18 protein-coding genes are annotated in these 16,556 nt (G+C 46.4%); 8 read left to right on the top strand and 10 right to left on the bottom strand.

What is annotated here, in order from left to right; all coding sequences use genetic code 11:
• Positions 1–12: 12 nt before the first annotated feature.
• Positions 13–987: a polyprenyl synthetase family protein gene (locus tag ACYIA1_RS15845; protein WP_122145700.1), complete on the top strand. Its 975-nt coding sequence runs from the start codon at positions 13–15 to the stop codon at positions 985–987.
• A gap of 191 nt (positions 988–1,178) precedes the next feature.
• Here the strand turns inward: ACYIA1_RS15845 and deoC are convergent, their stop codons facing one another.
• Genes deoC through mnmG form a run of 6 tightly spaced genes read right to left on the bottom strand, consistent with a single transcriptional unit; the run spans position 1,179 to position 8,328 of the window.
• The gene (gene deoC / locus ACYIA1_RS15840; protein WP_005863803.1) at positions 1,179–2,117 is read right to left on the bottom strand and encodes a deoxyribose-phosphate aldolase; all 939 of its coding nucleotides are present in this window, start codon (positions 2,115–2,117) and stop codon (positions 1,179–1,181) included.
• 4 nt (positions 2,118–2,121) lie between these two features.
• Positions 2,122–2,454 carry a nucleotide pyrophosphohydrolase gene (locus ACYIA1_RS15835; protein WP_005860438.1) on the bottom strand — a complete coding sequence of 111 codons (333 nt, stop codon included), beginning with the start codon at positions 2,452–2,454 and terminating at the stop codon, positions 2,122–2,124.
• A gap of 2 nt (positions 2,455–2,456) precedes the next feature.
• A complete protein-coding gene (dtd, locus tag ACYIA1_RS15830; protein ID WP_005860440.1) occupies positions 2,457–2,909 on the bottom strand; it encodes a D-aminoacyl-tRNA deacylase in 453 nt (150 codons plus the stop codon).
• Between the two features lie 27 nt (positions 2,910–2,936).
• The gene (gene uvrC / locus ACYIA1_RS15825; RefSeq protein ID WP_146375818.1) at positions 2,937–4,772 is read right to left on the bottom strand and encodes an excinuclease ABC subunit UvrC; all 1,836 of its coding nucleotides are present in this window, start codon (positions 4,770–4,772) and stop codon (positions 2,937–2,939) included.
• On the bottom strand, positions 4,769–6,406 hold the full coding sequence (gene ade / locus ACYIA1_RS15820; protein WP_480335829.1) for an adenine deaminase: 1,638 nt from the start codon (positions 6,404–6,406) through the stop codon (positions 4,769–4,771). Before ade ends, uvrC begins: the two co-directional genes overlap by 4 nt.
• 44 nt (positions 6,407–6,450) lie before the next feature.
• Positions 6,451–8,328, bottom strand: a complete 1,878-nt coding sequence (gene mnmG, locus ACYIA1_RS15815; RefSeq protein ID WP_480335827.1) for a tRNA uridine-5-carboxymethylaminomethyl(34) synthesis enzyme MnmG — start codon at positions 8,326–8,328, stop codon at positions 6,451–6,453.
• A gap of 118 nt (positions 8,329–8,446) precedes the next feature.
• Between mnmG and ACYIA1_RS15810 the strand changes: the two genes are divergently transcribed.
• Positions 8,447–9,595, top strand: a complete 1,149-nt coding sequence (locus ACYIA1_RS15810; RefSeq protein WP_480335825.1) for a metallophosphoesterase — start codon at positions 8,447–8,449, stop codon at positions 9,593–9,595.
• A gap of 145 nt (positions 9,596–9,740) precedes the next feature.
• Positions 9,741–10,379, top strand: a complete 639-nt coding sequence (locus ACYIA1_RS15805; RefSeq protein WP_122370334.1) for a porin family protein — start codon at positions 9,741–9,743, stop codon at positions 10,377–10,379.
• Here the strand turns inward: ACYIA1_RS15805 and ACYIA1_RS15800 are convergent.
• From ACYIA1_RS15800 to ACYIA1_RS15790, 3 genes are all read right to left on the bottom strand, one after another.
• Positions 10,352–10,525 carry a hypothetical protein gene (locus ACYIA1_RS15800; protein ID WP_005863815.1) on the bottom strand — a complete coding sequence of 58 codons (174 nt, stop codon included), beginning with the start codon at positions 10,523–10,525 and terminating at the stop codon, positions 10,352–10,354. The genes ACYIA1_RS15805 and ACYIA1_RS15800 overlap by 28 nt on opposite strands.
• 28 nt (positions 10,526–10,553) lie before the next feature.
• Positions 10,554–10,985 (bottom strand): rRNA maturation RNase YbeY, encoded by a 432-nt coding sequence (gene ybeY / locus ACYIA1_RS15795; RefSeq protein ID WP_005863817.1) that lies wholly within the window; start codon positions 10,983–10,985, stop codon positions 10,554–10,556.
• Between the two features lie 90 nt (positions 10,986–11,075).
• Positions 11,076–12,305: a nucleoside recognition domain-containing protein gene (locus ACYIA1_RS15790; RefSeq protein ID WP_005863819.1), complete on the bottom strand. Its 1,230-nt coding sequence runs from the start codon at positions 12,303–12,305 to the stop codon at positions 11,076–11,078.
• 84 nt (positions 12,306–12,389) lie between these two features.
• Between ACYIA1_RS15790 and ACYIA1_RS15785 the strand changes: the two genes are divergently transcribed.
• From ACYIA1_RS15785 to ACYIA1_RS15765, 5 genes are all read left to right on the top strand, one after another.
• Positions 12,390–13,349 (top strand): 2-hydroxyacid dehydrogenase family protein, encoded by a 960-nt coding sequence (locus ACYIA1_RS15785; protein ID WP_044547042.1) that lies wholly within the window; start codon positions 12,390–12,392, stop codon positions 13,347–13,349.
• Positions 13,346–14,053: a DNA alkylation repair protein gene (locus tag ACYIA1_RS15780; protein WP_048926921.1), complete on the top strand. Its 708-nt coding sequence runs from the start codon at positions 13,346–13,348 to the stop codon at positions 14,051–14,053. Before ACYIA1_RS15785 ends, ACYIA1_RS15780 begins: the two co-directional genes overlap by 4 nt.
• Before the next feature lies 1 nt (position 14,054).
• The gene (locus ACYIA1_RS15775; RefSeq protein ID WP_048926920.1) at positions 14,055–14,801 is read left to right on the top strand and encodes a TIGR02757 family protein; all 747 of its coding nucleotides are present in this window, start codon (positions 14,055–14,057) and stop codon (positions 14,799–14,801) included.
• A gap of 6 nt (positions 14,802–14,807) precedes the next feature.
• The gene (locus ACYIA1_RS15770; protein ID WP_196009362.1) at positions 14,808–15,410 is read left to right on the top strand and encodes an LOG family protein; all 603 of its coding nucleotides are present in this window, start codon (positions 14,808–14,810) and stop codon (positions 15,408–15,410) included.
• A gap of 61 nt (positions 15,411–15,471) precedes the next feature.
• Entirely contained in the window at positions 15,472–16,302 is an 831-nt protein-coding gene (locus ACYIA1_RS15765; protein ID WP_480335821.1) for an MBL fold metallo-hydrolase, read from the top strand.
• A gap of 8 nt (positions 16,303–16,310) precedes the next feature.
• On the opposite strand, the gene ACYIA1_RS15760 is transcribed toward ACYIA1_RS15765, so the two are convergent.
• Positions 16,311–16,508, bottom strand: coding sequence for a hypothetical protein (locus tag ACYIA1_RS15760; protein ID WP_226766821.1), 198 nt, complete (start codon positions 16,506–16,508; stop codon positions 16,311–16,313).
• Between the last annotated feature and the right edge of the window lie 48 nt (positions 16,509–16,556).

Below are 16,556 nucleotides of genomic sequence, written 5' to 3'. Positions count from 1 at the left end.
TTGCATGGAATTATGGATGAAAGAAGGAAAATAGAAGAACCGGTTTCCGCTGAATTTGAACGTTTCAATAAGGATTTCGAGGCATCTCTACGCAGCGAGACGACCCGGTTACAATCGGCTATCGACGTTATACTGAATTCTACCGGGAAGCATGTGCGTCCGTTATTGGTGCTCCTTACCGCCAAGGTCTGTGGACAGGTTACGGATAACACGATCAATTCCGCTGTTTTGCTGGAGCTTTTGCATACCGCTACATTGATTCACGATGACGTGATCGATGAGACGAAGCAACGTCGTGGCGTTCCCTCATTGAACGCTATCTTCGATAACCGTATTTCCGTGTTGGTAGGTGATTATGTGCTTTCTACCGCTTTGATCCGTTCCATACAAACCGGCGATTTGCGGATTGTCGGGATTATCTCTAATTTAGGCAGAGACTTGTCCGAAGGTGAGATCAAGCAATTGGAGACCGCCGAGGAGAGTATCTTAGACGAGAATTGTTATCTGCAAGTTATCAAGAAGAAGACGGCTACCTTGCTTTCCGCTTGCACGGAGATTGGGGCCATTTCATCGGGCGCCTCTGCGGAGGTGATCGCTCTTTGCCGTGAGTTTGGCGAGTATCTGGGGTATTGCTTCCAGATCAAGGATGATATCTTTGATTATTTCAAGGAGGCGAATATCGGTAAGCCGACGGGAAATGACATTCGTGAGGGTAAGGTTACGCTTCCATTATTATATGCCTTGCGGCAGGGTAGGGAAGAGGAGGCCGCCCGTTATTTGGATATGATTTTACGGAAGGATTTCGCGGCGGAGAATGTCGATTCTTTGATTGAGTTTGCCAAGGCGAACGGTGGAATCGAATATGCCGAGGCCCGCATGAAGGAATATCATGATAAGGCGGTCGATGTTCTTTTGAGATTACCCGAATCCGAGGCCCGGACATCCTTGATCTGTTTGGCGGATTATATTATGACTCGCTCCAAATAGAAATTCCTTTATCTATTAGTTGTAGAGAGATGGCTCTTGTTAGTAAAAAAGTAAGTATGCTTCAATAGCCAATGAAGTTAACTTACTTGACGAAGTAAGTTAACTTCGATGCCAAGGTAAGTTAACTGACTTTGAGAGTGCTTACCGGACACAGGATTCTAAGTCATCTGCGCCCGGTTTATTAGAATGGACTATTTCCCGAGTCGTTTTTCTATATCACCGACCAGACTGCTCGCTCCTATACGGAACAAATCCTTGTTCAGCCATTCGTTGCCCAGTATTTCCTTTACGATCGTATAATATCGAACTGCGTCTTCCGCCGTGCGTACGCCTCCGGAGATCTTGATGCCAACCTTGTTTCCGGTGATGGAATGGTAGGTTTTGATGGCTTTGCACATGGTATAGGCGGCCTCGAAAGTGGCTCCCGGGTATCCTTTACCCGTGGAGGTCTTGATGAAGTCCGCACCGGAATACATGGCTAGGATGGATGCCTTTTGGATGTTCTCCGCTGTGACTAAAGCTCCGGTCTCTAAGATTACCTTTAAATGGGCGTGGCGACAGCTCTCTTTGATCTCTTGTAATTCTTCCGTCAGTTCCTCGAAATTGTCTTCCATGAAATAGCCTAGGTTCATGACAACGTCGATTTCATCGGCTCCTTGCATGACTGCCATGGCCGTTTCGGCGATCTTGACTTCCGTAAATGTCTGTGAGGAAGGAAAACCTCCGGCAACCGACGCGATCTTAATCTCTTGTGCGGTAAGTGCCTGCTTAACCGTTTCCACGAATAGGGGATAGACGCAAATAGCGGCTACGTTCGGGACATCCGGACGAGTTCCCTCGAAATCATTTACCGTGTCTACCATCTTCCAGATACTTTCTTTGGTATCCAGGCTGGTTAATGAGGTCAAGTCGATGCAACCATGAATCGTTTTCAATACTTCCGGTGTAAAGTTTTCTTGGAAATGTTTCTCTAAAAGAGCGTTTACAGCCTCGGTGGTCTGGGTATCCGGCAGGGCCGGCTCAAACTTATTGAAAGCTTCATGATAACGGTCTATCTGTACGGAATTTGATTCGTGTTCATGTTCATGATGATGATCATGTCCACATTCGCAATCGTGATGATGTGCCATATGCTTATAGTTTTTGATTGTTTATATGTCGTTCTTTATCTCGGTCTGTTTTCTTTTGGAGATTCTTCTCGAAAGCGGCGGTAAGATCTACTCCGGTCTGGTTGGCGAGGCAAAGCAGTACCCATAAGACATCTGCCATTTCATCGCCTAAATCCCGGTGTTTGTCACTTTCCTTGAAAGACTGCTCACCGTAGGTACGTGCCATGATCCGGGCTAGCTCGCCCACTTCCTCGGTGAGGATGGTCATATTGGTAAGCTCATTGAAATAACGGACCCCATAGGTCTTGATCCAAGAGTCTACCATTTGCTGGGCTTGTTGTAAGGTTATATCTGCCATACTTATTCTTTATTTTGAGAGTCGATAATAATAGTAACCGGCCCGTCGTTTAAAAGTTCAATTTTCATATCAGCTCCGAATGTTCCGGTTTGTACAGGTTTTCCGAGTTGAAGCCCTACCTCTTCGCAAAAAGCTTTATACATCGGAATGGCGATATCCGGTTTAGACGCTTTTAAGTAGGAGGGGCGGTTCCCTTTTTTCGTAGAGGCGTGTAAGGTAAATTGGCTGACAACCATGATCTCGCCTCCCGCTTCGATAACCGAGCGGTTCATGACCCCGTTTTCATCGTCAAATATGCGTAGGTTGGTGATCTTTTTTGCCAACCATTCAATGTCTTCTTGCGTATCCTTGTCCTCGATACCGACTAATACCAATAGCCCCTTTCCAATTTTGGACTTAAGCTGTCCGTCTATCGTGACGGAAGCGTGCTGCACACGTTGTGTAACTGTTCTCATCTTGTTCGCTTTTTGTTCGCTTTTGTTCTATTTTTGTTCGCTTTCTGTTCGCTTTCCATCCAGTCCCTCTTGTAGTGCCTTGGCTTTCGCCTCGCCAATCACGGATTTCAGTTCCTCGAAGCTTGCTTCCTTGATTCGTTTTACGCTTTTAAAGTGACGTAAAAGTAATACTTTTGTCTTTTCACCGATACCCTTAATGGTGTCTAATTCGGATTTTGTCTGGGTCTTACTTCGTTTATCCTTGTGGAAAGTGATGGCGAAACGGTGTACCTCGTCTTGTATCCGGGTAAGCAGATGGAATAGCGGACTGTCCAAACGCATGCCAACGGTTACGGGTGGGAACCCGAATAATAACTCCGAGGTTCGGTGCTTACCATCTTTCGCTAGTCCGGCGATTGGAATGGACAAGCCTAATTCATCTTCTACCACCGAGCGAACCACTTCCATTTGCCCCTTTCCACCGTCTGTTATAATCAAGTCGGGTAGGGGAGATTGCTCCTCGATCGCTCGCCCGTAACGCCTACGGACGACTTCTTTCATAGAGGCGTAATCATCCGGACCGACTACGGTCTTTATATTGTATTTACGATACTCCTGCTTGGACGGTTTCCCCATCTTGAATACCACGCAAGCCGCTACCGCATCGCTTCCCTGTATGTTTGAATTATCGAAACATTCGATATGAGCGGGCAGTTTTTCCAGATGCAAGGCCTCTTGGATCTCTTTCAAGATACGGGTATTCCGTTGTTCCGGATTCAACTTTTCCGCTTGCTTCAAGCGGTCTACCTTAAACTGCTTGACGTTCATCTCGGATAAATCGAGCAGTTTCTTTTTATCCCCTCTTTGGGGAATGGTGAAAGTGACATTCTCTAGCTGCATGTCCAGCTTGAAGGGTACGATAATCTCCCGGGCGGTGCTTTTAAAACGATTCCGCATCTCGATAATACCGAGGCTTAACAATTCCTCCTTGGTCTCGTCCAATCGTTTTTTATACTCGAATGTATAGGCTTGTACGATCGCCCCGTTTCCGATATGCATAAAGTTCACATAAGCGGAATGGTCATTCTCTATGATCGTGAATACATCTATATTATGTAGCATCGGGGTTACGACCGTAGATTTAGAACGGTAGTTCTCGATGACTTCGTATTTTTCCTTGATCTTTTGCGCTTCCTCGAACTTGAGCTCGGCAGCGAGCGATTGCATCTCCTCATAGAGGTGTTTGCTAATTTGCGAGATGTTGCCTCGCAGAATCTCTTTGATCTCGGAAATATTTTGCTGGTATTCTTCCAATGATTGCAAGCCTTCACAAGGCCCTTTACAACGCTTGATATGGTATTCCAGACAAACCTTATAGCGTCCTTGTGCGATGGATTCGGGAGTGAGGGGATATTTGCAAGTGCGTAAAGGGTAAAGTTCCTTTAGCATCTGTAGCATCACTTTCGCCGTGAACAAAGAGGGATAAGGACCGTAATATTGCGATCCGTCCCGAACGATGTTCCGGGTTTGGAAAACCCGGGGAAAGTACTCGTTCTTTACCACGATGGAAGGGTAGGTTTTGTCGTCCTTCAATAAAACGTTATAGCGGGGACGATACTGTTTGATGAGGTTGTTTTCCAGTAGTAACGCGTCTTCTTCCGTATCGACGACTATATATTTGATATCCCGGATTTGCTTGACTAACACACGGGTCTTATTGCTGTCATGTACCTTGTTGAAATAAGAGGATACCCGTCGTTTTAGGTTCTTCGCCTTGCCGACGTATATAATCGTTCCGTTTTCATCGAAATACTGGTAGCATCCCGGCTTTTCCGGAATGACCGATAGGATCGTCTTGATATGTTCGTTTTTATCGGCTATCATACGAATAGGGAAGTAAATTGGAATGTCTCGCTATTGAACAAACCTTTGTTGCTAAGTTTCAAGGATGGGATCACCAGCAATCCCATAAAAGAAAGCGTCATTTGTAATAAATCCATCGGTGTCTTTAACCGTTTGATCTTTTCCTCGATCTCTTCGTAACGGCGGCTCGTCTCTTCCAATGATTCGTCGCTCATCAATCCCGCTACCGGCAAGGGCAGGAGAGTGACTTCGTCCATACTGCTTACTGCGATTCCACCTTTAGCCTTTATTACCGCATTGATCGCTTGCATAAGCTCGAAATCGGTAACACCTATAGCGATGATGTTATGACTATCGTGGGAAATACTTTGAGCGATGGCACCGAGCTTGAGCCCTGTTCCTTTTATAAAGGCAATAGCGGGAGGAGCCGTTTGATAGCGATTTAGAATGACGAGTTTTAAAATGTCTCGTTCTGTATCTGATTCTACAAATCCATCGAATGTATGTACAGGATATAGTTCTTCTTTCGTGATTAATTCGCGGTCTTCGCAAACAATGACACGCATCTGTTTTCCTTTCGCTTTTACCGTTAGCTTTTCTAATGGGATCGGTTTCGTGTGGAAATTATTGCGGAGTATAGGTTTGTGGAAAGGAAGCGTGCATTTCTCTCCATCGTATACACAGGTTCCTTGTATATAGGTTGCCTGTATGGTTAGATTCTTTAAATTGTTTACTTGGATAAAATCGGCGGAGTCTCCCTCTCGTAAGAAACCTGCGGGAATTTTATAGTGCATGGCCGGATTATAGGAAGCGGCCCGTAATACATCATATAGATCATATCCTAAATCCAGCGATTTTTTTACCATCCTATTTATGTGTCCTTTGTTTAAAAACGAAGGATGTGCGTCATCCGTACAGAACATGATTTGTTCGGGATACTCTTTCAATAGCGGATGAAGTGCGTCAAAGTTTTTCGCTGCGCTTCCTTCCCGAATAAGGACATGCATCCCAAGCTCACATTTTTCACGGCCTTTTTCTAGATAGATGGTTTCATGATCGGTGGAAATGCCAGACTCGATATATGCCTTTAGCTTGGGGCCTGTTGCTAGGGGATAATGTCCGTCGATGGGTTTCCCTGCGTTTTTCGTGGCTTCTATTTTGCGCATAACTTCCGGATCTTTATTTAAGACTCCGGGGTAATTCATCATCTCTGCCAAGAAGTGTAGATCCTCTCGTTCCAACAAACGAGCGGTTTCGTTTGCGTCTATGATCGCACCGGAGGTTTCCATAATCGTAGCCGGTACGCAAGATGGGACACCGAACCATGTGTAGAAAGGAATCCCTTTCGCGTTGTCGAGCATATATTCGACTCCTTCACTACCCATTACATTCGCTATCTCATGAGGGTCCGCCACGGCACCGATACTGCCATGGCGTACGGCTGCGTGAATGAATGCCGCAGGGGTTACCATGCTACTCTCTATATGGACATGCGCGTCAATAAAGCCGGGGAGGAGGTAAGATCCCTCATCTTGTCCGGTAGGGATTACCTTTTTGATGCGCCCGTTTTGAATTGAAATCTCTGCCCCAAAGGTGCGCCTGTTGATTATATCTACCAGATTTCCTCGTATAACCAGTGTTTTAGCTTCATTCATTTGAATATCTCCTTTAATATGTTTCACGTGGAACATTTCGTGTTTTATCTTCCGAGCAGTACCAAAAGGATGTTGATGTCGCTAGGGGAAATACCCGGGATGCGGCTCGCTTGAGCGATCGTGTCGGGGTCTATCCGGGTCAATTTCTGGCGGGCTTCCGTAGATAAAGACTGGATAGAATTGTAATCGAATTTACCCTTGATCCGGATATTCTCTAAGCGGTTTATCTTGTCCGCTATGATTTGCTCTCGCTTGATGTAGCCGCTATACTTAATCAATATCTCGGCGGCCTCGATGATCTCTTCCTTACGAGAGGCCGGGACTTTGTCCAGCTCCGCACGAAGGGCCGGAACTAGATCCGCAAGGTTCTCCAAGGTAGTCTGCGGACGGAGTACGACATCGAATAATTTGCAACCATGGGATAGGGGGGCTGTGCCCAGTTTCTCCAAACCGCTATTTATATATTGAGGCTTTACGGAGTAGGTCTCCGCAAAACGGATGATAGCGTCACGGCTCTCTTTTTTCTCTCGCAGTAAATCGTAGCGGTCTTGTTTGGCCAATCCCATTTGGTAGGATTTCTCGGTGAGTCGCATATCCGCGTCGTCTTGGCGCAGTAAGATGCGGTACTCCGCACGAGAGGTAAACATACGGTAAGGCTCGTCTACGCCTTTTGTTACCAAATCATCGATAAGGACACCGATATAAGCCTCATCCCTTCCGAGGATAAAAGGTTGTCCGCCGTGGCAATTGATGTGGGCGTTGATACCCGCTACCAAACCTTGTCCGCCGGCTTCCTCGTATCCGGTAGTCCCGTTGATCTGTCCGGCGAAGAAAAGATTTCGGATTTGTTTGGTCTCCAAATTGTGTCTTAGCTGAGTCGGGTCGAAGAAATCATACTCGATCGCATATCCGGGACGATAGATTTGCACGTCACGGAAAGCGGGGATCGCTTGGAGCGCACGAAGCTGGATATCCAAGGGTAGGGAAGAGGAGAAGCCATTCAGGTAGTATTCCTGCGTGGTCTCGCCTTCCGGCTCTAGGAATAGTTGATGCTGCGTCTTGTCAGCGAAGGTCACGATTTTCGTTTCGATACTAGGACAATAACGGGGACCGATACTTTTGATCTGTCCATTATAAAGAGGAGAGTCGGGGAGACCTTCCCGTAATATATCATGGCAAGTCTCGTTCGTAAAGGTAGTCCAGCAACTCAATTGTTTTAATTTACGATGACTGGTATCCATGTAAGAGAACTTATGGAAATCGTTTTCCCCCGGTTGTTTCTCCATTTCATCGAAGTGAACGCTCCGGCCATCGATACGGACCGGTGTTCCGGTTTTCATGCGATCTGTTTGGATACCTAAAGAGATAAGTTGCTCGGTAAGTCCGGTCGCCGCAGGCTCGGCGATACGTCCGCCCCGTATCTGGGTTCTTCCGATATGAAGCAGGCCGTTTAGGAAGGTCCCGTTCGTAAGCACCACCGCTCCGGCACGGAATACGACATTCATTCCCGTACGAACGCCGCAGACTTGTCCATGCTCGATAATCAGTTCTTGAACCATATCCTGCCAGATGGATAGATTCGGCATATTCTCCAGTATGCCCCGCCAGCAATCGATAAAACGGGCACGGTCGCTTTGGGCACGCGGGCTCCACATGGCCGGTCCTTTGCTACGGTTTAACATACGGAATTGGATAGCGGTCTGGTCGGTCACGATTCCCATATATCCGCCTAGCGCGTCGATCTCTCGTACGATCTGTCCTTTGGCGATTCCCCCGACTGCCGGGTTACAACTCATCTGGGCGATCTTGTTCATGTCCATCGTGATCAAAAGTGTCTTTGATCCTAGATTCGCCGCGGCGGCGGCGGCTTCACAGCCGGCATGTCCTGCGCCTACTACTATTACGTCGTAATTGAAAGTCATTTTTATTCCCTTTTATTTTACGCGAAGATAGTGAGTGTTCGTGAAAGAATTCGTTTATATTTGTATAATAAATACATACATTGTTTTCAGGTTTAACGAACTAAAGATTTAAGCTGCTATGAATTCTATTCAATGCCGTATCCTTGTTTTCCTTGTTTTCCTGACCTCTTGCTTCAGTCCGGTTTATGGGAAAGATAAGAAACCTCGTCAAGCGATCGAGAAGTTATCGATCGATGGTCCCTATCTATTGAAAGCGGATGATGGTAGTATGCGTGCGATATCTGTAGACGGGAAAGGCCGGTTATTGGATAAGCATTATAAAAGTATACCTACCACCTTTTCATTCGAGGTGTTTTCTGATAACGGGGAGAGATTGTTTCCGGTAACCATACACTCCGTCTCTCGTCCGGAATGGAAAGATGTGCAACCTGAGAAGACGTTTGTTCTTTCAGATCCACATGCGAACTGGTCTTGTTTCGCCTCCTTGTTAAAGGCGGGAAAAGTGATCGATGCGGACTATAATTGGATTTTCGGGGCCAACCAATTGGTGATAATCGGTGACGTCTTTGACCGGGGCGTCGACGTACTCCCTATCTATTGGTTGATCTACAAGTTGGAGAAAGAAGCGGAAGATGCCGGTGGAAAAGTGACTTTCTTAATCGGAAATCATGAGACCATGGTTTTGGGAAATGATTTGCGATACGTGAAGAAGAAATATACTCAATTGGCGGATACTTTAGGAATGACCTATCCGGAGCTTTGGCAGAAAAGCGAGTTGGGACACTGGTTGAAAACTCGTAACTCGATACAAGTGGTCGGAGATAATCTGTTTGTCCATGCCGGGTTGAGCAAGGAATTTTTAGACAGGAATTACGATATCCCTACCGTGAATGAGATCGTGAGCGATGGCCTCTTCTTAACGAAAAAAGAACGTAATGCAGATAAAGGCTCCGATCTTTCTTTTATGTTCGCTACGTATGGACCGATCTGGTATCGGGGTATGGTACGTAGCGCGGATAAGTATCATCCGCTAGACCGGGATGATTTGCGGAAAATATTAGAGAAATATAATGTGAACCGCATCTTTGTAGGTCATACCATTTTCGATGATATCACGACTTTCTATCATTATAAAGTGATTGCCGTGAATGTCGATAATCAAGAAAACAAGGAGAAGGAACGAGGCCGTGGCGTTATGATCGAGAAAGACGGTTCTATGTTTGTCGTATATGATTCCGGAAAACAAGAGCCGTTATTAATCGAGTAATATTTGGTGCTTGAGCTGTCAAGGCTGCTACCATCATGGTGGAGGAAGAAGTGCCTCCCCTAATGTGAAGTAATGAGATAGGGAGTGCAACTTTTATGTATCTTAAATCATCTATAAATATAGATATGTTTTAAATGTAGGAGTTATGAGAAAAGTTGTATTACTGTTTATCTTGTTTGTTTTTTCTTTGTCGCGAGCCGATGCTCAAGAGTTCCATTTTATTCCTAGGATTGGCTTGAATTTGGCAAATACTTATCCCGAAAGTTTTGCGGACATGCGTCCGGGGTTAAATATTGGTGTGGCGGAGGAAATACGTTTTAGTAAACTGTTTGCTTTAGAACCGGGTGTTTATTATTCTATGCAAGGTTACCAAAAAGAAAACGCTAAAGGCGAGACAGCCCGGCTAAAGGCGGATTATTTAAATATTCCTATTTACGCTAAATTTTATTTGTATCGGGGATTCCATCTTTTCGCGGGCCCACAAGTTGGCTTTAATGTAAGGGCGAAAGCTTCGAATTATATTTTCGTCTCGGGTCCTACTCCGGTGCACCAGAGCGAGTACGATTTCTCCGGTGATAAAAAAGAAGAGATCCGGAATTGCGATTTCTCTGTTTCAATGGGGCTTGGCTATACCTTTGATATGGGATTAGTTATCTCCGCCAATTATAATTTAGGATGTACTCATTTCTTTAAGGAGCCGGAATACTCATTAGGTGGAAGCAATCATTTTAGGGGAAAAGATCATAATGGGGTTATTCAATTCAATCTAGGATGGCGTTTCTGATCTCCAGTAAATCGTGAATTAAGAGAGATCGCTTGTTCCTCGTTCAGCCTTGCGGCATGGCTACGTAGGCAATGAACTGCTTTCGGGCATTGCTCGTCCGTGGCGTAGCAATACGTGTAATCGTAAGGTATGTCTTCTGTTTTCATATTTGTGTTTTTGGGATTGATCGATGTTTTATCCCCGACATTCCTCCGGCAAGATCGCTAACGCTCTGTTCTCGTTCTCCTCCATGATCTCCCGCTCGCCGGGACCTTTGTCGTTGATACCGCAAAGGTGCAGGATGCCGTGGATGATGGTACGGTGGAGTTCCTCGTTATAATCCGTGTGGAAAGTCTCCGCATTTGTCCTGACCGTATCGAGGCTGATAAACAGGTCACCCGAGATCTTATTTCCTTCCGTATAATCGAAGGTGATGATATCCGTGTAATAATCGTGTTGGAGATATTGGCGGTTTACCTCCAATATCTTCTCGTCGGAACAGAAGATATAGCTGATATCTCCCGTTTTCTTTCCGTATGTCTCGGCTACTGCCTTGACCCAGCCGCTAACCGCTCTTTTCTTGATTGCCGGAAGCTCGATATCTTCGGCGTAATATGCTATTGCCATAAGGTCTATTTATCGTATTGAAATTTCGTTACAAATGTAATCATTCGATTTTAAATAGATTCATTTCAAATCTATTGATTGCATAGAATGTTAAAAGAACAGATAAGCCATCGCTATCGCCGCTATCGCCCCGGCCAGATCCGCTAACAAGGCGCATTGTACTGTATAGCGGGTATTACGGATACCTACGCTACCGTAGTAAAGAGCAACTACATAGAATGTCGTATCGCAAGAGCCCTGAACGATGGATGACAGGCGACCGACGAAAGAGTCCGCTCCATACGTGTTCATGGCGTCCAGCATCATGCCCCTAGCCCCGCTCCCGCTTAACGGTTTCATCAACATGGTAGGCAGCGCTTCCACGAAATCCGTGTTGAGCCCTATCGAAGCAATGCCGAAACGAACGCCTTGTATGATGAAATCCATCGCTCCGGAAGCCCGGAAGACACCGATACCTACTAGGATAGCTACCAGATAAGGAATAATCGTTATAGCAGTCTGGAAACCTTCTTTCGCCCCTTCTATAAAAGCATCATATACATTGATCTTTTTACGCATGCCGCTGATGATAAATCCGCAGATAATGGTAAAAAGAAGCGTGTTGGCGAATAAAGTCGAATACAAGGAAACTTGCTCCTGTTCCATCGAGTTGAATAACCATACCAGGCCTCCGATAAATAACCCCAGTCCCCCGAAAAACAGGATTAGGTTCCGTTGGAGGATATTGATCTTCTGCCGTACGCAAACCGCTAAAATAGCGACTAGGGTTGATGTGAATGTAGCAAGCATGATCGGCAGGAATACGTCTGATGGATTCGCCGCTCCTAACTGCGCCCGGTACATCATGATGGTGATCGGGATCAAGGTCAGTCCCGAGGCATTGATGCATAAGAACATCACCATGGAGTTGCTGGCGGATTCTTTATTCGGGTTTAATTCCTGTAACTGTTGCATGGCTTTCAATCCCATTGGCGTGGCGGCATTATCCAGTCCCAGTAAATTTGCCGATAGGTTCATGAAGATAGAACCGGTCACGGGATGGTCTCTTGGGATATCCGGGAAAAGCTTGCTGAATACGGGAGCCGCCAATCGTGCGAACGCTTGTATCACCCCCCCCTTCTCTCCGATCTTCATGATACCCAGCCAAAGCGACAAGATCCCCGTTAATCCTAACGAAATCTCGAAACCCGTCTTGGCCGAGGCGAAAGAAGCGTTGATAATCTCGGTAAAAACAGCGGTATCCCCACCTATGACCAATTTACCGATAGCCACTACAAAAGCGATTAAGAAAAAAGCGATCCAAATATAGTTTAGTACCATAATAAATATATATTGGTCACAAATTTAGGAATTAATTGCCAATTGATTTGTATTTTTGCTTTTTGAATAACAAATAGATCCAAGATGAAGATATTAGTGACATACGACATGTTCCGCGAGGGATTTACCGAGTTGGAAAGTAAGTACGAGGTAACCTTTCCCAAAGGAAGAGATTTTACGTATGAGGAGGTTTTCGATATGATACCGGAGTACGATGTGCTCTGCTCCATGTTCGATTTCCCGGTAAACAAAGAGTTGATCGACCATGCGTCGAAATTGCGGCTGATCGCTAACTACGCCGTTGGTTATAATAATATCGATGTGGCCTACGCCCTCGAGAAAGGCTTGACGGTGGCGAATACGCCTGATCCTGTCACGGCCCCTACCGCCAATATCGCTTTAGGCTTGATGCTGGATACCGCCCGGCGTATCACGGAATGTGATCGTAAGCTGCGTACGCTTGGTAAGGACATGAAGGTCGGTGTACTGGAGAACCTCGGTATGCCGGTTACCGGACAGACCTTGGGTATTATCGGTATGGGACGTATCGGCAAGGCTTTAGCGAAACGGGCGAATGCTTTGGGCATGGATGTGATCTACCACAATCGCCGTCAGCTTTGCATCGAGGACGAGACCAAATTGAATGTTACCTACGTCTCCAAGGAAGAGCTTCTGGCGAAAGCCGATTTCGTATCCTTGAACGCCCCTTACACCCCCGATACCTATCATATCCTCGGCGAGGAAGAGTTCAAGCAGATGAAACCTTCCGCTATCTTGATCAACACGGCCCGCGGTCCGTTGGTAGACGAGCATGCCTTGGTAAAAGCCTTGCGGGAAGGTACGATTCATGGTGCCGGTCTGGATGTATTCGAGTTTGGAGACTATCCTCTCCCCGAGTTATTGGAAATGGACAACGTGGTATTAACCCCTCATATCGGCACCCAGACGACGGAAACCCGTATCATCATGGCTCGCACGGTATGCAACAACGTGATCGGGTTCTTGGAAGGCGACCGTCCCGTATCACGGGTACTCCGGCCATGACGGCGGCGTTTATCCTATCCGAGCTACAGTCGGTCGGTACACCCGAGAAGGCGGTTCATTTGAGCCGCTTTTTCAAGACTGGTCCCGGTCAATATGGCGAGGGCGATCAGTTTCTCGGGGTGGTTGTCCCGCAAACCCGTAGCATAGCGAAGGCTAATAAGGCGACTCCTTTCGATGAGCTGCAGCTGTTGCTGGATAGTCCGTGGCATGAGGCACGTCTATGTGCCTTGCTGATTTTGGTCTATCGTTTCCAGGATCGGAAAGTGATGCCGGAAGAGCGGGAAGCCATCTTCCGATTCTATCTGAAGAATATGCGGCGTTGCAATAACTGGGATTTGGTAGACTTAACCTGTCGGGATATCGTCGGCGAGTATTTGGTGGACAAAGATCGTTCCCTCCTCTACCGTTTGGCGGAAAGCGAGAATTTATGGGAACAACGGATCTCGATCGTCTCTACGTGGGCATTTATCCGTCGGAATGATTTTGGGGATACCTTGGAGTTATCCGAACGGTTGATCGGTCATAAACACGATTTGATGCATAAGGCGGTTGGGTGGATGCTGCGTGAGGTCGGCAAAAAGGAGCGGCAGACGCTTACCGATTTCTTGGAACGCAACGCTACTCGTCTTCCTCGTACGGCGCTTCGTTATGCTATCGAGCATTATCCGGAACCCGAGCGGCAATATTTTCTAAAGAAGAAATAACATGGATACAAAGACCATCTCTTTACTTCGTGAATGGGCGAAAACGTACAATACGGAATCGTTTATCAAGGATGATCCGGTGCGATTCCCCCATCGGTTTACGGAGAAACGGGATATTGAGATATCGGCTTTCCTGACGGCGTGGATCTCTTACGGTCGCAGGGCGCATATTCTCCAAAAAGCGGAAGAGCTACACCGGCTGATGGGCGAAAGTCCTTACGAGTTTATCCGTACCGGAGAGACTTCTTTCGCTCCCCTACGGAACCGCCCGGTTTGCGGGCGGGATACCTTTTACCGTTTTTATACCTATCATGATCTGCATCTCCTTTGTTGTCGCCTAAAGGATATATACGATACCTACGACTGTATGGAAGACGCTATGGCCGCCGCCGGTCCTTGCGAAGATCCTATCTTGCGGTTGCGACAACTTTTTGCAGATCTCAATGGCATTCCGGTCTTGCACGGAACTTCCGCTTGTAAGCGTCTGGCGATGTTCTTGCGTTGGATGGTGCGTACGGATGGTATCGTCGATCTCGGTATCTGGAGAACAGCCGTGCATCCCCGCCAATTAATCATCCCGTTGGATACGCATGTGCACCAGATCTCCTTGCGCTTGGGCTTGACAGGCCAAAAAACCGCTACCCTTCGTACGGCCCGTGAGATAACGGACGCATTGGCGAAAGTCTTCCCCGATGATCCTTGTCTGGGGGATTTCGCCTTATTTGGCTACGATATAAATCAAGAATAAAAAGATATGGAAGAAAAGAAGATAAATAACATCTCGTCTGTTTGCGTGTATTGCGCGTCCAGCACGAAGATTCCCTTGGTTTATTTTGACGCCGCCAAGGAATTGGGGCGTCTTTTGGGGGAGCGAAAACTACGGGTAGTCAATGGTGCCGGGAATATCGGTTTGATGTGCGCTGTCTCCGACGCTGCGTTAGCGGCTGGTGGAACGGTAACGGGCGTTATCCCCCATTTTATGGTGGAGCAGGATTGGTATCATAAAGGCTTGACTGAGTTGATTGAGGTCGAGACGATGCACGAGCGTAAACAGCTCATGGCAAATCTCTCGGATGCGGTGATCGCCCTTCCCGGTGGATGCGGTACATTAGAGGAACTTCTGGAGATCATCACTTGGAAACAACTCGGTCTCTACCTCAATCCGATCGTAATCCTCAATATTAATCATTACTATGATCCCTTGTTGGAACTTTTGAGGAACGCCATGAACGAGAATTTCATGCGTCCCCAGCACGCCAAGATGTGGGCGGTAGCCGACACGCCGGAAGAAGCTATCCGTCTCATCCACGCCGAGCCGAAATGGGACGCAAGCCTTCGGAAGATCGCGGCGATTTAATACTATTAGGCGAAAGGAGACGCAGCACGCTACGTCTCTACAATTAAAAATGAATATGATAATGAAAAAACTAGGTTTATTAATGATGTTGTTGCTCCTGTCAAGGATCGCTTTATTCTGCCAGCCACAGACGGCAGGCATCGAGGAGAAAGAAGTGCTTAAGAATGAAGATGTGATTTTCCATCAGATTGATGAGCATACATGGTTTGGAACAGGTCATTTAATGGCGAACGAGAGCCTGTATCTGGTCGAGGGAGAAACGAAAGCGATCTTGATTGATGCCGGAACAAAGATCAAGGATTTGGATAAGCTCGTGGCTTCCATCACGGATAAGCCGGTTACGCTGGTCGCCACGCATGTGCATCCGGACCATACAGGCTCGGCTATCGATTATTTCCCGGAGATTTATATCAATCCGGCTGATACAATATGTATACCGGAATTTATGCCGAATTATAAAGGCAAAGTTTGTTTCCTTGAAGACGGTGAAATCCTAGATTTAGGTGGGCGTATCCTAGAGATAGTCTTTACTCCCGGGCATACTCCCGGCTCAACCACTTTTGTGGATAAGGATGCCGCTTATGGTTTTAGCGGCGATTCGTTCGGCTCCGGTAATCTATTGCTGGGAGTTGACTTCTCTACGCTCATATCTACTTGTAAGAAGATGAGTGCGGTGATCGAGAAATATGATATCAAATACCTCTACCCCGGACATTATTTCGGAATGAACAAGGAAACCCCTCAACGGGTAAAAGACATGATCACGATGAGCGAGGATATCCTGTCCGGAAAAGTGCAAGGCGAACCTAATCCGAGTGGGATGTTGGGGTTAGACCGGGTGTATACGAATTATGGTGTCCGTATAAATTATAAAGAAGAAAGTATGAAATGAGGGGACCTTTAGATTCTGAACCCGATTTCACTGATAATCTTCAATTCAAGCAATTTCTCCAATATTAATCTATCCATATGAGAGTGAGCGGTTTTTCCGTGTGCTAACTTATATACACGGAAGCCGCTGACATTGAATTCTTTCCCTAATTGATCATACAAGCTTTTCTTGTTTGTCTTAAACCAGTAATTAAATAAGTTCTTCATAATCCGACTTTTGTAATTATCTTTCATTGTACGTTGTTAAAGAGCGTA

The organism is Parabacteroides sp. KHUB-02 (assembly GCF_056640955.1).
The sequence above is the reverse complement of the archived record's forward strand: the minus strand, read 5'-3'. Positions and strand labels throughout refer to the sequence as shown.

Coding starts and splice junctions, on each gene's coding strand:
- deoC (WP_005863803.1), bottom strand. CDS start 2,117: ATGGCACATCATCACGATTGCGAATGTGGACATGATCATCATCATGAA.
- ybeY (WP_005863817.1), bottom strand. CDS start 10,985: ATGGCAATAGCATATTACGCCGAAGATATCGAGCTTCCGGCAATCAAG.
- mnmG (WP_480335827.1), bottom strand. CDS start 8,328: ATGACTTTCAATTACGACGTAATAGTAGTAGGCGCAGGACATGCCGGC.
- ade (WP_480335829.1), bottom strand. CDS start 6,406: ATGAATGAAGCTAAAACACTGGTTATACGAGGAAATCTGGTAGATATA.
- ACYIA1_RS15785 (WP_044547042.1), top strand. CDS start 12,390: ATGAAGATATTAGTGACATACGACATGTTCCGCGAGGGATTTACCGAG.
- dtd (WP_005860440.1), bottom strand. CDS start 2,909: ATGAGAACAGTTACACAACGTGTGCAGCACGCTTCCGTCACGATAGAC.
- ACYIA1_RS15790 (WP_005863819.1), bottom strand. CDS start 12,305: ATGGTACTAAACTATATTTGGATCGCTTTTTTCTTAATCGCTTTTGTA.
- ACYIA1_RS15835 (WP_005860438.1), bottom strand. CDS start 2,454: ATGGCAGATATAACCTTACAACAAGCCCAGCAAATGGTAGACTCTTGG.
- ACYIA1_RS15770 (WP_196009362.1), top strand. CDS start 14,808: ATGGAAGAAAAGAAGATAAATAACATCTCGTCTGTTTGCGTGTATTGC.
- ACYIA1_RS15780 (WP_048926921.1), top strand. CDS start 13,346: ATGACGGCGGCGTTTATCCTATCCGAGCTACAGTCGGTCGGTACACCC.
- ACYIA1_RS15760 (WP_226766821.1), bottom strand. CDS start 16,508: ATGAAGAACTTATTTAATTACTGGTTTAAGACAAACAAGAAAAGCTTG.
- ACYIA1_RS15810 (WP_480335825.1), top strand. CDS start 8,447: ATGAATTCTATTCAATGCCGTATCCTTGTTTTCCTTGTTTTCCTGACC.
- ACYIA1_RS15845 (WP_122145700.1), top strand. CDS start 13: ATGGATGAAAGAAGGAAAATAGAAGAACCGGTTTCCGCTGAATTTGAA.
- ACYIA1_RS15775 (WP_048926920.1), top strand. CDS start 14,055: ATGGATACAAAGACCATCTCTTTACTTCGTGAATGGGCGAAAACGTAC.
- ACYIA1_RS15805 (WP_122370334.1), top strand. CDS start 9,741: ATGAGAAAAGTTGTATTACTGTTTATCTTGTTTGTTTTTTCTTTGTCG.
- uvrC (WP_146375818.1), bottom strand. CDS start 4,772: ATGATAGCCGATAAAAACGAACATATCAAGACGATCCTATCGGTCATT.
- ACYIA1_RS15800 (WP_005863815.1), bottom strand. CDS start 10,525: ATGAAAACAGAAGACATACCTTACGATTACACGTATTGCTACGCCACG.
- ACYIA1_RS15765 (WP_480335821.1), top strand. CDS start 15,472: ATGAAAAAACTAGGTTTATTAATGATGTTGTTGCTCCTGTCAAGGATC.